The sequence below is a fragment of the Labrenzia sp. 011 genome (genome assembly GCF_003075075.1).
In the GTDB taxonomy this organism is placed as follows: Bacteria; Pseudomonadota; Alphaproteobacteria; order Rhizobiales; family Stappiaceae; genus Roseibium.
The window spans coordinates 105,086-119,681 of sequence record NZ_QCYM01000015.1 but is presented as its reverse complement, the minus strand read 5'-3'; the positions used below and the strand labels follow the sequence as shown (position 1 = coordinate 119,681).

Here is a 14,596-nt window from a genome sequence, read left to right as displayed (position 1 = left end):
ATATAAGCACAACTTTTATCGCTTCAAAAAGTTTATCTTGTTCTATGTAACCGCAGAAATATTGAAGTTAGACCAATAGCGTTTGAAACACTTTTACATCTTCCTGATTGACGGTGATAGTTACTTCGTTCAGAATAGCTTTAATTTGGGCAGAGTTTTCCAGTTGCGTTTTAATTCGACAATTCATTGTTCTTGATAGCCCGAGAAGGAATCACGTATGGCATCTTCATCATATACAACCATAAGGGTTGGAAGAAAGATTTTCTATTGAATTTCAATGCTAGCGCAAGTTCGAACGTCCCAGTGTCCGTCAGAAACCTCACTAGTTACGATTTTAGGCAGGCCGATGCGTGAAAGGTTAGCTTGAGAGACCGCTTCTTAAGCTCTTGTTCAATTCAGAAATTTAACTCATTCGAGTTCGGTTGGTCCGTAACCGCTGTTCTTCCTCCGCGTTGCTCTGTCTCTCAAGATCTGTGATCGGTTGATCATGTTGGATCGAGAGGGAGTACTCCATGGAGACTACGATTGAGGTTCTCACGGTCGGGCGTGATGCAGGTACAGGTAGGTCGCGCCGTTGGCCAGACGATATGAAGGCACGGATCGTTGCGGAGAGCTTGCGTCCAGGCGTGACGGTGAACGAAGTTGCCAGCCGTTACGGTCTGCAGCCGAATCACCTGTCAGCCTGGCAAAGCGCGGCAAGCTGGTTTTGCCCGTTCCGGAAGATGATGTGGAATTTGGGGCCATGATTGTCGCGATGCCGGATGAGCGTGAAGCTGCCGTTGAAACGGAACGCCCCGAGATCCTTGTCGGCCGCATGACAATCCGTTTGGAGGCAGGCGTGTCCGCGAAACGGATTGCAGCCGTGGCCCACGCTCTCGGCAAGCTGTCCTCATGATCTTTCCGTGGAGCCGGGTGCGGATCATGGTGGCGACAAAACCCGTCGACTTCCGGAAGGGGCATGATGGCTTGGCAGCGCTGGTGAAGAACGAACTTCGCAAGGATCCGTTCACGGGGACGGTGTTCGTCTTCCGGTCGCGCCTGACGGATCGGCTGAAGCTCATATACTGGGATGGCAGCGGTCTGGTGATGACCTACAAGCGCCTTGAGACCCTATTCGCGGGGCTGAACTGGCGGCGTGTTCGCGCGATCACCACCCGGGCTCCGGAGGCCGTTGAATAGCTGCGGCACGATGACTTGGGCACTTGTTTCCACAAGCGGATCATGGCCGGATTTGATAGACCCTGCCCACGCTTACAAGACCGTGTCCGAGGCCCTCGCTGGGATCGGCCGCTATCTGACCTTTTACAAAACCCATCGCCCACATTCATCCCTTGACCGGTGGACGCCGGATCAGGCCTACTTCAACGCGCTGACGCCAATGATGGCGGCGGCATAATCGAGGCGGAAAGCCACTTAGAAAAACGCCCCGAACTGTTCAGACAAACCGAGCCAACTCTGGCTGCGCTGTACATTCGTACGCGAAGCAAAGTGTGGGAAGAACGGCCCGCGTGCAAAATCATGCGTGTTGTCTCCATGTTGCTTGCTGGAAACGTGTTGCCCGATAAAGTTGAAAAGTGTTGACAATAACACTTCAAAAATAGCGTAATACAATCATGAGGTTATGGCGGAGAGAGAGGGATTCGAACCCTCGGAACGCTTGCGCGCTCAACGGTTTTCGAGACCGCCCCGTTCGACCACTCCGGCACCTCTCCGCGGCACTTTTGACTAAACGGGTCTCAAGTGGCGCGGAACATAGACAAGGTCGGCGCGGGTCGCAAGCCCGGATTTGCGTTCGTCAACACCGGGGTGCTTTTCCCGCCGCCGGACGGTTTCGGGGCGGGTGCAGAGGCGGGGCGGACGCACGGGAACGGGCGGCCAGCAGGGCCTGCGCGCCGGCGCGGGGACCCCGTGAGGCGGCCGCTGGCGGGAATTCGGGCTTTCGGCGGCATTTCCGTTTGACAACGCAGGCGGGCTGACTATATTGCGCGAGCTCGAAAAGGTTCGCCTTTCCGGGCATTGATTGTCGTTTCAGGCCTGCCGGGCTTTCAAGGCTTCACGCTCAACCCGTCACCAAAGACCTGCCAGCCGGGCTTCCAGCTCCGGTGGACCAGGCGCCTCGTTTCGACCCGAAAGCTGTCGGCTGTCAGGTGTTTCATCATCGCGGCCGGCATGTTCAAAAACGAAAAGAAGGACGTGCGAGACATGTTCGCAGTGATCAAGACCGGTGGCAAGCAGTATACTGTCGCCGCTGACGACCTCCTGAAGGTCGAAAAACTGGATGCCGAAGCCGGCAGCACCGTCACCTTTGAGGACGTGCTCATGGTCGGAAACGGAACCGATACAACCGTTGGCGCACCGCTCGTCGAAGGAGCCAGCGTCGTTGCGGAAGTGGTCGAACAGGGCCGCAACCGCAAGATCATCATTTTCAAGAAGCGCCGGCGTCAGAATTCCCGCCGCCGCAACGGCCATCGTCAGTCCTTCACCCTCGTCAAGGTGACCGATATCCTGACCGGTGGCGCCAAGCCGGCCAAGAAGGCTGCGCCGAAGAAGGCAGCGCCGAAGGCCGACGAGGCACCGGCCGCGGAAAAGCCGGCTGCCGCAGACAAGAAGGAAGAGGCGGCTGTCGAGCCTCTCTTCACCGCACCGGACGGCAAGGACGATCTGAAGAAGATCTCCGGCGTCGGCCCGGTCCTGGAAAAGAAGCTGAATGCCCTGGGCATCATGACCTATGAGCAGATCATCGGCTTTTCCGCGGAAGACATTGCCCGCGTCGACGAGGTCCTGAACTTCAAGGGCCGCATCGAGCGCGACAACTGGGTTGAACAGGCCAAGGAACTGGCCGGCAAGTAAGCCGCCGCTTCTCTCACCTGTTAAAAAGAATTCGAAGAACGAGGAGTTCTCACGATGGCACATAAAAAGGCAGGCGGTTCATCCCGCAACGGCCGCGACTCAGCCGGCCGCCGTCTCGGCATCAAGAAATTCGGCGGGGAAGCTGTGATTCCCGGCAACATCATCGCTCGTCAGCGTGGCACCCAGTGGCACCCGGGCAACGGCGTGGGCATGGGCAAGGACCATACCATTTTCGCGACCGTGGAAGGCAAGGTTGAGTTTCAGGCGAAAGCCAACAAACGAACCTTCATCAATGTGGTCCCGGTAGCGGAAGCTGCGGAGTAAAGCCGACGTGAAGTTTCGAAGCGCCGGCGTCCCCTGAGACCCCGGCAATTCGAGACAGGTCAGCAACCGACCGGTCAAAGATCCAAGGGGGAGATGGGACGCCATCTCTCCCTTGATGTGTTTTGGCTGGAGGAAAAAATGGTTGTTGATAGTGAAGGATTGCTGGACGAGAGTTGTCGGGGTGCGGCCCCGTTGCCGCAGGAAGCGGTTCGTGTGCGGCTGGACAAGCCGCGCAGGGACGACCTGGCAGATCTCGTGTTTCTGGCCAACAACAGGACCGTGGCGGCGAATCTTGCCACCATGCCTCATCCCTATACCGCGCAGGATGGCACCGCGCTGATCGACAAGGCCGCGCGCGAGCAGGCCTGCTCGGCCGTGTTCGCGATCCGGCTGAAGACCACCGGCCGGCTGATCGGCATTGCCAGATACGCGGCCATGGAGGCGGGCGGACCCGTCCATGTCGGCTACTGGCTGGGCGAACCCTTCTGGGGACGCGGCCTTGCGACCGAGGCGGTGCATTCCCTCGTCGATCATGCCTTCACCTGCCACGAGATCGACGAGCTTCAGGGCTCCTGCAGGGTGACCAACCCGGCCTCCCGCCGGGTGCTGGTCAAGTCCGGTTTCCAGTACCGCGACCAGGCGATGATCCGCTCGGTCAGCGCCGGGGGATCGGTGCCCATCGAGCGCTACACGCTGGAGCGGACGGTCTGGAAGTCGCTGAAAGGCTGGGGGCAGGCACGATGAGCATGTTGCCGGAGCTGAAAACCCGCCGCCTGATCCTCAGGCCGGTCGCCCTGGGCGATGCCGAAGCCATCGCCGCGCTCGCCGGACGGGATTTCGAGGTTGCCAGATGGCTGACGTCCTTCACCTGGCCGTACGAGGAAGGTGCGGCGGAAACCTTCCTGAAATCGGTCGTCGGCACGGATCCGTTCCGGACTGAAGCCCTGTTTGCAATAACGCTCGGCGGCGTCTTCATCGGCGTCGTGGCCGTCGAACCGCCGGGCGACCTGGACGAGCTGCCCGCTCTGCCGACGCTTGGCTACTGGCTCGGCCGCGCCTTTCAGGGCCATGGCTATGCTGCAGAAGCTGTGGAAGCCGCGCTCGCCTGGGCTTTCGAGGCCTTCGAGGCCGATGCGATTGCGGCGAGAGCCTTCGAGGACAACTTCCGCTCCCGCAGTCTGCTGCGCAAGCTGGGTTTCAGGCCCTATTGCCTGACCGAACGCTTCTCCAGGGCTCTGGACCGGCGCGTGTCCAACGTTGTCGTGCGGCTGGAACGCAGCAATTTCGAGGCCGGGAGGAAAGCGGCATGAGCCTCCCCGTGATCGGGACCGGACGCCTTGAACTGCGCCCGGTCGCTTCTGGGGACCTGGATGCGATCACTGAGCAGATCGGGGAATTTGCTGTTGCGAGGATGCTCTCGGTGGTTCCGCATCCCTATACCCTTCAGGACGCGCAGGGCTGGTTCGAGCAGAGCTGGGTCCGGCAGGCGGATGGCGCGAGGAACCTTGCCATCGATAATGGCAGCGGTTTGATCGGCGTTGTTTCGGTTGGCCGGCCGTCGGAGACACCGAATTTCGGCTACTGGCTCGGCAAGGCCTTCTGGGGCCGCGGATATATGAGCGAAGCCGGGCGCGCCGCCCTGGGCTGGCTGTTCACGGCGACGGAAACGCAGACTGTCGTGAGCGGCGCGCTTGACGAAAACCCCGCGTCGCTGAAGGTTCTGTCGAAGCTGGGTTTCGAAAACGCCGGACCTTACACGCTTGCCATCAGATCGCGCGGCGAGGACCTGCCGGCAACGCGCATGAAACTGGCCCGGACAGCATTCCTGTCAGCCGCAGGAGAAGCGGCATGAACAGGGAGCTTGTCAGGACGGATCGTCTTTCCCTCACCCGGCCGAGTGTGGACGACCTTGACCGCTATGTCGAACTTCTGGGCGACTATGAGGTTTGCAAGATGTTGTCCCGCGTGCCCTACCCCTATGACAGGGAGCAGGGGAGGGTGAGCCTCCTGAAAGCGCAGGACAGCTGGCGCGACGTCGAAAAGGCGACGGAACTGAGCTTCCAGATCGGGCATGAGGGTGAAATGATCGGCTGTTTCGTCTTCAAAAAGTTGCAGGAGACCCCGGAGATCGGCTATTGGCTGGGGCGTGCCTATTGGGGCAGGGGGTTCATGAGCGAGGCGGTCAGGGCAGCGATGGCCTGGCTGTTTGAAAATACGGACCACACGCGCATTGCCTGCGAAGCCATGACCGACAATCCGGCCTCCATCACGGTGGCAGAGAAAGTCGGGTTTCGAAAGGCGGGCGATGTGGGGTGCGAAAGCGTTGCGCGGGGCGCCACGGTGCCCGCCGTCCGGATGGAAATAACGCGGGACGAATTCTTCAGAGGCCTTTGACGTGAACCGGGGCCTGACAACAGGACAATAAGAGAAGAACAATGAAATTCCTCGATCAGGCCAAGATCTATGTGCGCTCCGGCAATGGCGGGGCCGGCAGTGTGTCGTTCCGGCGGGAGAAATACATCGAATACGGCGGTCCCGACGGCGGCGACGGCGGCAAGGGCGGCGATGTGATCGTCGAATGTGTCGACGGTCTCAACACGCTGATCGACTACCGCTACCAGCAGCACTTCAAGGCCGAGACCGGCATTCACGGCATGGGCCGCAACCGCACCGGCGCCCATGGTGGCGACGTGGTTCTGAAAGTGCCGGTCGGCACGCAGATCTTCGAGGAAGACAACGAGACGCTGATTGCCGACATGACCGAACTCGGACAGCGCGTTCTGCTGCTCAAGGGCGGCAATGGCGGCTTCGGGAACGCCCATTTCAAGTCCTCGGTCAACCAGGCGCCGCGCCGGGCCAATCCGGGACTGGAGGGCGAGGAAAAATGGATCTGGCTGCGGCTCAAGCTGATCGCCGATGCGGGGCTGGTCGGCCTGCCGAATGCCGGCAAGTCCACATTCCTGTCCAAGGTGACGGCGGCGAAACCGAAGATCGCCGACTATCCCTTCACGACCCTTCATCCCAATCTCGGCATTGTCCAGATCGACGGCAACAGCTTCGCGATGGCCGACATTCCCGGCCTGATCGAAGGGGCCCATGAAGGCACCGGTCTCGGCGACCGGTTCCTCGGTCATGTGGAACGCACGCGGGTGCTCCTGCATCTCGTCGACGGCTCCGGCCAGGAAGATCCGGGCGAAGCCTACAAGGTCGTTCGCGGCGAGCTGGAAGCCTATGGCGCCGGCCTGGTGGACAAGCCGGAAATTGTCGCCCTGTCCAAATGCGACGCCCTCAACGAGGAACTGATCGCGCAGCAATCGGCCAGCCTGGAAGCGGCCTGCGGCCAGAAACCCCTGATCCTGTCCTCGGCCAGCGGTCTGAATGTCGACCGCGCGCTGCGCATGATCGTGCGCGCCATCGACAGGGACAAGCAGGACGCGGCCAATCAGGTGCCCTCACCCGAGCAGGAGGGCTGGCATCCGTGACGCCGGCCTCCCGCAGCCTGAAGGGCTACAGCCGTATCGTCGTCAAGATCGGGTCCGCCCTGCTGGTTGAACGGGGCGAGCTGAAGCGCGCCTGGCTGGATGCCCTGATCGGCGATCTGGTGGCGCTGGTCGAGTCCGGCGCCGAAGTCCTGATCGTTTCCTCCGGCTCGATCGCGCTCGGCCGCGGCATTCTCGGACTGCCCGCCGGGCCGCTGAAACTGGAGGAAAGCCAGGCGGCCGCGGCGGCCGGGCAGATCGCCCTGGCGCAGGCCTATGCGGATGCCCTCGGCGCCCACGGCAGGAAGGCCGGACAGATCCTGCTGACCCTGGGCGACACGGAAGAGCGCCGCCGCTACCTCAACGCCCGCGCCACCATCGGCACGCTGTTGAAACTGGGGGCGGTGCCGATCATCAATGAAAACGATTCCGTTGCCACCTCGGAAATCCGCTACGGCGACAACGACCGCCTCGCGGCGCGGGTTGCCACGATGGCGAGCGCCGATTGCCTGGTGCTGCTGTCCGATATCGACGGGCTCTACACCGCGCCGCCGCAACAGGACCCGGAGGCCGTGTTCCTGCCGGAAGTTGCGCGCATCACCCCGGAAATCGAGGCGATGGCCGGCAGCGCCGGGTCGGAACTGTCGCGCGGCGGCATGAAGACAAAGATCGACGCCGGCAAGATCGCCACCGGGGCAGGCACCTCGATGGTCATCACCTCGGGCAAGGAACTCAATCCGCTCAGGCGCCTCGACGAGGGGGCCCGGGGCACATGGTTCCCGGCAATCGCCACACCGGCAAGCGCCCGCAAGGCCTGGATCGGCGGTCATCTGGAGCCGCGCGGCCGGATCACGCTGGATGCCGGCGCCGTGCGGGCGATGAAATCCGGCAAGAGCCTGCTGCCCGCGGGCGTGATCTCGGTCACGGGCACCTTCACGCGCGGCGATGCCGTCGTTCTCCTCAGCCCCGAGGGACGGACGATCGGCCGGGGGCTGGTTGCCTATGACGCGGATGAGGCACAGCTCATCGCCGGACGCAACAGCCGGGAAATCGAGGCGATTGTCGGATATCCGGGACGGGCCGAAATGATCCACCGGGACGATCTGGTCCTGGAGGATGCGTTTTTGAACGGAACAGGCTAAAAGGCCGGGAGACAGACGGTTTCCGGTCGATCCCGCTTTCACACGGGCCGCAGGACAGCGGACGGACGGACGGACCCGGGGACCGGTTGAACAGGAGTTTGCAGCATGCTGGATGTGGTCGATGCAAAGACTACCGGGGAACTGATGGCGGAGATCGGGCGGCGTGCCCGTGCCGCCGGCCGGATACTTGCCACCGCTCCGGCGGAGCGCAAGAACGCCGCCCTGCGGGAAATGGCCGCTGCGGTCCGGGCGGCGGTGCCGGACATCCTCGCCGGCAACAGGCAGGATATCGACACGATGACCGCCAACGGCCAGGCCGCGTCGTTCCTCGACCGCGGCACCCTGAACGCCGAGCGGATCGAGGCGATCGCCAGGGCGCTTGAGGATATCGTCGCTCTCGAAGATCCGGTCGGCAGCGTCATGGCCGCCTGGGACCGGCCCAACGGCCTTCGCATAGAGCGCGTGCGCACGCCGCTGGGCGTGATCGGCGTGATCTATGAAAGCCGCCCCAATGTGACGGCCGATGCCGGAGCCCTGTGCCTGAAGGCCGGCAACGCGGTGATCCTGCGCGGCGGATCCGACACGATCCGCTCCAACCGGGCGATCCATGCGGCCCTGCAGAAAGGTCTGGCGGCGGCGGGTCTTCCCGAGGATGCCATCCAGATGGTGCCGGTCACCGACCGGGCGGCAGTCGGCGACATGCTGCGCGGCCTGGACGGGAACCTCGATGTCATCGTGCCGCGCGGCGGCCGCAGCCTGGTGGAGCGCGTGCAGAGCGAGGCACGGGTGCCTGTCTTCGCCCATCTGGAAGGCCTGGTGCATATCTTCGTCGACAAGGCGGCCGACCTGCAGCAGTCCGTCGATATCGTCGTCAATTCCAAGCTCCGCCGCACGGGGATCTGCGGTGCGCTGGAAACGCTTCTGGTCCATGAGGACGTTGCCCACAGTCATCTGCCGGTAATCGTCAGGGCGCTTCAGGATCAGGGCTGCGAGATCCGCGGCGACGCCCGCGTGCGCGACATCTGCGAAAACATCGTGCCGGCCAGCGAAGACGACTGGTCCACCGAGTATCTCGACAGGATCCTTGCGGTGAAGGTCGTCAGGGATCTGGACGCGGCCATGGATCATATCGCCCGTTACGGATCCAGCCACACCGACTGCATCCTGACGGGAGATCAGGCGGCTGCGGACCGGTTCCAGCGGGAAGTGGATTCGGCGATCGTCCTGCATAACGCCTCCACCCAGTTTGCCGATGGTGGCGAATTCGGCATGGGCGCGGAAATCGGGATCGCCACGGGGCGCATGCATGCGCGCGGACCGGTCGGCGTCGAACAGCTGACCAGCTTCAAGTACAAGGTTCACGGGACGGGTCAGACGCGCCCATGAGTTTATCGGGTCCCGGGCCGGAGATCGGCCGCGACTGGCTGACGCTGCCCCATGCCGAAGCGGGAAACCGGATCGGCATTTTCGGCGGGTCGTTCAATCCGCCACATTCCGGCCACCGGCTTGTCGCCTCGACGGTCCTCAAGCGGCTGGGGCTGCACCAGGTCTGGTGGCTGGTGACGCCTGGCAATCCGCTCAAGAGCCATGCCGAACTGGCGCCGCTGGACACGCGGCTGCGCCAGACGCAGGCGCTTGCCGATCATCCGCGCATGAAAGTGACCGCTTACGAAACGGTTCTGGGCACGCCCTATACGGCCAAAACGATCACGGCGTTGCGCGCGATGCGGCCCGGAGTGCGATTCGTCTGGGTGATGGGAGCCGACAATCTGGCCGGGTTCCATCGCTGGCAGGACTGGCGCTCCATTGTCGCCTCTGTGCCGATCGCCATTGTCGACCGTCCGGGCGCCTCCCTTTCGGCCCTGTCGTCCCCCATGGCGAAAACCTTTGAAAACTATAGGCTTCCGGAAGAAAATGCGGCGCTGCTCCCCGATCTGAAAACGCCCGTCTGGACCTTCCTGCACACGCAACTGGACCAAACGTCCTCGACGGAACTGCGGCAAAACCGGCAAGGCTGACTTCCGGATTAGCCATGTAAGAAACCCTGTCTTGAAAATGCCAAACGGGAAGCGGTATTATGAGCGCGGTCGCGGTGACGCGGCCGAGGTACGGTCAACCGGTCCTGTATCCGAAACGGGTGACGTATGAAGTCGAACTTTTGTTCGTGACGACGTCGGGCACAGGACGGCACAAACGGCGAAAGGCACAACACCTGACCATGACCTTTGAAAGTGGGCGGACAGACATGTCCACTCCTCTGCAGGCATCCGTAAGCACTGATCTTGCGGCTAACCTTCTCGATACGGTCCTCACCAGTCTTGACGACTCCAAAGCCGAGGACGTGGTTACTCTCGACATCGCAGGCAAGAGTTCCCTGGCCGATCACATGGTGATCGTGTCCGGACGCTCCCACCGTCATGTGGGCGCGATCGCGGAACATTTGCAGAAGGACCTGAAAGCATCCGGTGCCGGCAAGGCAACGGTTGAAGGTCTGACCACCTGTGACTGGGTGCTGATTGATGCGGGTGATGTGATCGTTCACATCTTCCGTCCGGAAGTGCGCGGCTTCTACAATCTTGAAAAGATGTGGGCGCCGGAAGCGGACGAAACACCGCAATATATCGGTTGAGACGGTTGTGAGGCCCTGACGCAAGGGCCTCGGTCCGCCGAGGGATGACAAAGTCACCGGATCTTTTTCCGGCGGAGAATTCATGCGCTTTACGCTTTCCTGCATTGGCCGGATGAAGGCCGGTGCGGACAAGGATATTCTTGACCGTTACCTGGACAGGGCCCGCAAGAGCGGGCGCGGTCTGGGCATTACCGATGTCATCCTCAACGAGATGCCGGAAAGCCGTGCCCAGCGGTCCGAGGACCGCAAGGCGGAAGAGGCCAGGGGCATTCTCGCCGCGCTGCAGACCGGGGCCCGCCTCGTTGTTCTTGACGAGAACGGCAGGAACCTGAGCAGCCCGGCCTTCAGCCGCACGCTCGAGACCTGGAAAAACGACGGCGTGCCGGACATCGTCTTCGCCATTGGTGGCGCCGATGGTCACGGCGGGGAGGTTCTGGCGCGGGCGGATCTCAGGCTGGCACTCGGCGCGATGACCTGGCCGCACCAGATCGCCCGTATCCTTCTGGCCGAACAGATCTACCGGGCCATGACCATCCAGTCCGGCCATCCCTACCACCGGGCCTGACGTCGCATCCCGCCGCTGCTGTCGAAGAGATTTTTCGTGATCCCGACCATCGAAACACAACGCCTGCTCCTGCGCGCCATGACAATGGAAGACTGGCCGGACTATGCCGCGCTCATGCAGTCCGCACGCGCGGCCCATATGGGCGGTCCCATGTCGAAGGAGAAGGCCTGGGGCATGTTCTGCCACGACGTGGCGCTCTGGCCGCTGGTGGGGCATGGCGCCCTGATGCTCGAGGAACGCGCCTCCGGTCGCTGTCTCGGCCAGGTCGGCATCAATCACGGCCCGCTTTTCCCCGAGCATGAAATCGGCTGGTTCGTCTATGAGCATGCGGAAGGGAAGGGGATTGCCTTCGAGGCGGCCAGGGCGTTGCGGGACTGGGGGCTCAGGGACCGCGGCCTGCCCACTCTGGTCAGCTACGTGGACCGGGACAATATCCGCTCGCGCCGGCTTGCCGAACGGCTGGGAGCCGTGCCGGACGCGCAAGCCCTGCGCAACGATCCTCGCGATATGGTGTTCAGGCACACCGCAACGTGAGTGCGGGGCCGCGCCGCTTCCGGAGACAGGGCTTGCATGCGGGGCAGGGAATCATGAAGAATCTTTAATGCGGCTGCCTGGCGGAAAACGCACTGCCGCCCGTATCTCGCCGCAATCGGCACGTAACGGTCGGGACATCACGGAATGAATGGGGTTGGGCGTCACTCGCGGCACCTTGCGCCGTGCCGTTGGCCAACAGGGTAAACGGTTCGTTAACACTGACTGTGTATCGCAGGTGGTCTAACCTTCGGGAGCTGAGACAGGTTGAAACCGGATCGCATCAAGGTCGTGCGTCCTGGACCTAAGAGGCGGCTGGTTGTCAGACCGCTCTTGGGCAGCCTTCTTGCGGGCGCGCTTGCATTGCCGCCGCAGGCCTTCGCCACCGAAAGCATCGACGAGATACCGCAGACCCAGCCTGCCGCCGCAGGAGAAGCCAGCGCGGCCGCCGCGGCCAAGAAGGCGCGCGAGGAGGAGCTGGCCGCGCTGTCGCGGGACATTGAAATCTCGACAGACCGTCAGGCCGCCATTGCCCGCGAAATCCGGTCTCTGGACCGGGACCGGGAAACGCTGAATGCCAGGATCATCAGCACGTCCGACACGATCCAGAGCCTTGAAAACGAGTTGACCGATACCGAACGGCGGCTGAGAAGCCTTGGCGAGAACGAGGACGCCGTGCGGCAGTCCCTGATTGCCCGCCGCGATATCCTGGCGGAGGTTCTGGCGGCCCTGCAAAGGCTCGGACGGCGTCCTCCTCCCGCCCTGGCGGTGCGCCCGAGCGATGCCCTGTCCGCCGTGCGCAGCGCGATTCTCCTCAATGCCGTCATGCCGGAACTGAAGGTGGAGACGGAGGCCCTGGCCGCGGATCTGGAGGAGCTGCACCGGCTCGGCAGCGTGATTGCCGGGGAAAAAGACCGCCTGCGGGGCGATGCGATGCGATTGGCTGAGGAAAAGTCGCGTCTGGAGCTTCTGTTGAGCGCCAAAAGGCAGGAACATCAGAAATCCGTAAGGGATCTCGAAGCGGAGAAACAGCGCGCCGCAGAACTTGCGGAGCAGGCCGGGTCTCTTCAGGAACTGATCGCGAATCTGGAAACCGAAATCGAAAGCGCCCGCGAGGCTGCTGAGAAGTCCAGGCAGGCGTCGCTGGAGACCAGGGGAAAGTCCTCACGCGGGTTTGATCCCTTTTCCGACCCGGGACGGCTGGCACCGGTGATACCCTTCCAGGAGGCTCGGGGCCAGTTGCCCCAGCCCGTGGCCGGGACCCTGCTGAAGGATTTCGGTGAGGAAGATGATTTTGGCGGTGTCACGGAAGGACAATCTATCGCCACAAGGCCGGGGTCTAATGTAACCTCGCCGGCGGATGGCTGGGTGGTCTATTCGGGACCGTTCCGTTCGTTCGGTCAACTCTTGATCCTGAACACCGGTGATGGCTACCATGTGCTGTTGGCCGGAATGGACCGGATCGATGCGGAGTTGGGGCAATTTGTTCTTACCGGGGAACCGGTTGGGGTCATGGGCGCTACGCAATGGGCAAGCGCCTCGACCTTTGGCTTGGGTTCGACCCAGCCGATACTATATGTTGAATTTCGGAAGGACGGCCGCGCGATTGACCCCACACCCTGGTGGGCGCGCTCAGAAGAAGAAAAGGCTCGCGGATGATACGGAAAGCTTCCTTGCTGCTGGTGGGTGCCCTGATGGGAGCTGCGGCAGTCACGACAATGGCGCAGATGCCGCTCAATCTGTCTGGGGCGGCCAATGCGGCGGTAACGGATACATACCGGCAGCTCAATCTGTTTGGTGACGTGTTCGAGCGGGTTCGTTCGGACTATGTGGAAGTGCCGGACGATGCCCAGCTGATCGAAAGCGCGATCAACGGCATGCTGACTTCGCTGGATCCCCATTCCAGCTACATGTCACCGAAGAGTTTCCGCGACATGCAGGTGCAGACCCGCGGTGAATTCGGCGGTCTCGGCATTGAGGTCACCATGGAAGACGGTCTCGTGAAGGTCGTCTCGCCGATCGACGAGACGCCGGCGGCCAAGGCCGGGGTTCTGGCCGGTGACCTGATCACCTATATCGACGGCGAACAGGTGCAGGGGCTGACCCTCAACGAAGCGGTCGAGAAGATGCGCGGTCCGGTCAACACCGACATCGTGGTCACCGTGCGCCGCAAGGGCCGCGCGGACCCCTTCGACATCACCATCACCCGTGACATCATCCGCATCCGCTCGGTGCGCTGGCGGGAAGAGGACGATGTCGGCTACATCCGCGTCACCCAGTTCAACGAACAGACCTTTGACGGCCTGCGGGACGGCATCGAGGAAATGACCGCCAGTATCGGCGAAGACAAGCTGAAAGGCTTCGTCATCGATCTGCGCAACAACCCGGGCGGTCTTCTCGATCAGGCCATCGCCGTGTCCGACGCCTTCCTCGACCGGGGCGAGATCGTCTCGACCCGTGGACGGGAAGCGGACGAGACCCAGCGCTACAATGCCCGCGCCGGCGATCTGACGGACGGCAAGCCGGTGATCGTTCTGGTGAACGGCGGTTCCGCGTCAGCCTCTGAAATCGTTGCCGGTGCGTTGCAGGATCATCGCCGGGCGACCATCCTGGGAAGCCGGTCTTTCGGCAAGGGCTCGGTGCAGACCATCATTCCGCTGGGCGCCAACGGTGCGATTCGCCTGACGACCGCCCGCTATTACACGCCGTCGGGAACCTCCATCCAGGCGAAAGGCATCGTGCCTGACATCGAAGCACTGCAGGAACTGCCCGAGGAACTGGTCGGCCGTGTCGACACCAAGGGGGAAGCGGGTCTGCGCGGCCACCTGGAAGCCGATGGCGAGGAAGAATCCGGCAGCCAGGCCTATGTGCCGCCGGATCCGGAAGACGACACCCAGCTCAAGCTGGCTCTCGACCTGCTGCGCGGCGTTCAGGTCAACAGCGCGTTCCCGCCGGTCTCCGACAGCGCGGCTGTCAAGAACTGACAATAGTATGCGCGCCGGTCCGCCGGCGCGCACCCTCCATTCTCGTTCTGCGTATCCATACAGAAACCATGAGGCCGGCCCGCCAGTTCGTG

General features: G+C 62.4%; 18 protein-coding genes, 1 tRNA gene and 1 pseudogene. 19 read left to right on the top strand and 1 reads right to left on the bottom strand.

The features are described 5' to 3' along the window. The first annotated feature begins 512 nt into the window (after positions 1-512). The 4 genes and pseudogenes from DCO57_RS23810 to DCO57_RS16200 form a co-directional block, all read left to right on the top strand. Positions 513-746, top strand: coding sequence for a transposase (locus tag DCO57_RS23810; RefSeq protein ID WP_116699943.1), 234 nt, complete (start codon positions 513-515; stop codon positions 744-746). Then, positions 743-895, top strand: a complete 153-nt coding sequence (locus DCO57_RS23805) for a hypothetical protein (RefSeq protein ID WP_165814759.1) — start codon at positions 743-745, stop codon at positions 893-895. Before DCO57_RS23810 ends, DCO57_RS23805 begins: the two co-directional genes overlap by 4 nt. A 26-nt stretch (positions 896-921) precedes the next feature. After that, the gene (tnpB, locus tag DCO57_RS16205) at positions 922-1,179 is read left to right on the top strand and encodes an IS66 family insertion sequence element accessory protein TnpB (protein ID WP_205756181.1); all 258 of its coding nucleotides are present in this window, start codon (positions 922-924) and stop codon (positions 1,177-1,179) included. A gap of 70 nt (positions 1,180-1,249) precedes the next feature. After that, a pseudogene (locus tag DCO57_RS16200) lies at positions 1,250-1,396 on the top strand (IS3 family transposase); the annotation flags it as partial. 226 nt (positions 1,397-1,622) lie between these two features. Here the strand turns inward: DCO57_RS16200 and DCO57_RS16190 are convergent. Then, positions 1,623-1,712 (bottom strand) — tRNA-Ser (locus DCO57_RS16190). A gap of 490 nt (positions 1,713-2,202) precedes the next feature. On the opposite strand from DCO57_RS16190, the gene DCO57_RS16185 reads away from it, so the two are divergent. The 15 genes from DCO57_RS16185 (at position 2,203) to DCO57_RS16115 (ending at position 14,504) form a co-directional block, all read left to right on the top strand. Further along, the gene (locus DCO57_RS16185) at positions 2,203-2,850 is read left to right on the top strand and encodes a 50S ribosomal protein L21 (protein WP_116699958.1); all 648 of its coding nucleotides are present in this window, start codon (positions 2,203-2,205) and stop codon (positions 2,848-2,850) included. A gap of 54 nt (positions 2,851-2,904) precedes the next feature. Further along, entirely contained in the window at positions 2,905-3,174 is a 270-nt protein-coding gene (gene rpmA, locus DCO57_RS16180; RefSeq protein WP_116699941.1) for a 50S ribosomal protein L27, read from the top strand. 138 nt (positions 3,175-3,312) lie between these two features. Further along, the gene (locus DCO57_RS16175; RefSeq protein WP_116699957.1) at positions 3,313-3,918 is read left to right on the top strand and encodes a GNAT family N-acetyltransferase; all 606 of its coding nucleotides are present in this window, start codon (positions 3,313-3,315) and stop codon (positions 3,916-3,918) included. Next, on the top strand, positions 3,915-4,484 hold the full coding sequence (locus DCO57_RS16170; RefSeq protein ID WP_116699940.1) for a GNAT family N-acetyltransferase: 570 nt from the start codon (positions 3,915-3,917) through the stop codon (positions 4,482-4,484). Before DCO57_RS16175 ends, DCO57_RS16170 begins: the two co-directional genes overlap by 4 nt. Then, positions 4,481-5,026 carry a GNAT family N-acetyltransferase gene (locus DCO57_RS16165; protein WP_116699939.1) on the top strand — a complete coding sequence of 182 codons (546 nt, stop codon included), beginning with the start codon at positions 4,481-4,483 and terminating at the stop codon, positions 5,024-5,026. The genes DCO57_RS16170 and DCO57_RS16165 overlap by 4 nt, the downstream gene beginning before the upstream one ends. Continuing rightward, the gene (locus tag DCO57_RS16160) at positions 5,023-5,568 is read left to right on the top strand and encodes a GNAT family N-acetyltransferase (protein ID WP_116699938.1); all 546 of its coding nucleotides are present in this window, start codon (positions 5,023-5,025) and stop codon (positions 5,566-5,568) included. Before DCO57_RS16165 ends, DCO57_RS16160 begins: the two co-directional genes overlap by 4 nt. A 41-nt stretch (positions 5,569-5,609) precedes the next feature. Continuing rightward, on the top strand, positions 5,610-6,656 hold the full coding sequence (obgE, locus tag DCO57_RS16155) for a GTPase ObgE (RefSeq protein ID WP_116699937.1): 1,047 nt from the start codon (positions 5,610-5,612) through the stop codon (positions 6,654-6,656). Next, positions 6,644-7,795, top strand: a complete 1,152-nt coding sequence (proB, locus tag DCO57_RS16150) for a glutamate 5-kinase (protein WP_116699956.1) — start codon at positions 6,644-6,646, stop codon at positions 7,793-7,795. Before obgE ends, proB begins: the two co-directional genes overlap by 13 nt. Positions 7,796-7,900: 105 nt before the next feature. After that, positions 7,901-9,181, top strand: a complete 1,281-nt coding sequence (locus tag DCO57_RS16145) for a glutamate-5-semialdehyde dehydrogenase (RefSeq protein WP_116699936.1) — start codon at positions 7,901-7,903, stop codon at positions 9,179-9,181. After that, positions 9,178-9,813, top strand: a complete 636-nt coding sequence (locus tag DCO57_RS16140) for a nicotinate-nucleotide adenylyltransferase (RefSeq protein WP_116699935.1) — start codon at positions 9,178-9,180, stop codon at positions 9,811-9,813. The genes DCO57_RS16145 and DCO57_RS16140 overlap by 4 nt, the downstream gene beginning before the upstream one ends. A 227-nt stretch (positions 9,814-10,040) precedes the next feature. Further along, on the top strand, positions 10,041-10,424 hold the full coding sequence (rsfS, locus tag DCO57_RS16135; protein WP_116699955.1) for a ribosome silencing factor: 384 nt from the start codon (positions 10,041-10,043) through the stop codon (positions 10,422-10,424). A gap of 82 nt (positions 10,425-10,506) precedes the next feature. After that, positions 10,507-10,989, top strand: a complete 483-nt coding sequence (gene rlmH, locus DCO57_RS16130) for a 23S rRNA (pseudouridine(1915)-N(3))-methyltransferase RlmH (RefSeq protein WP_116699934.1) — start codon at positions 10,507-10,509, stop codon at positions 10,987-10,989. A 36-nt stretch (positions 10,990-11,025) separates the two neighbouring features. Continuing rightward, positions 11,026-11,523: a GNAT family N-acetyltransferase gene (locus tag DCO57_RS16125; protein ID WP_116699933.1), complete on the top strand. Its 498-nt coding sequence runs from the start codon at positions 11,026-11,028 to the stop codon at positions 11,521-11,523. Positions 11,524-11,853: 330 nt separating this feature from the next. Further along, on the top strand, positions 11,854-13,179 hold the full coding sequence (locus DCO57_RS16120; protein WP_244287959.1) for a peptidoglycan DD-metalloendopeptidase family protein: 1,326 nt from the start codon (positions 11,854-11,856) through the stop codon (positions 13,177-13,179). After that, entirely contained in the window at positions 13,176-14,504 is a 1,329-nt protein-coding gene (locus DCO57_RS16115) for a S41 family peptidase (RefSeq protein WP_116699932.1), read from the top strand. The genes DCO57_RS16120 and DCO57_RS16115 overlap by 4 nt, the downstream gene beginning before the upstream one ends. Positions 14,505-14,596 lie beyond the last annotated feature (92 nt).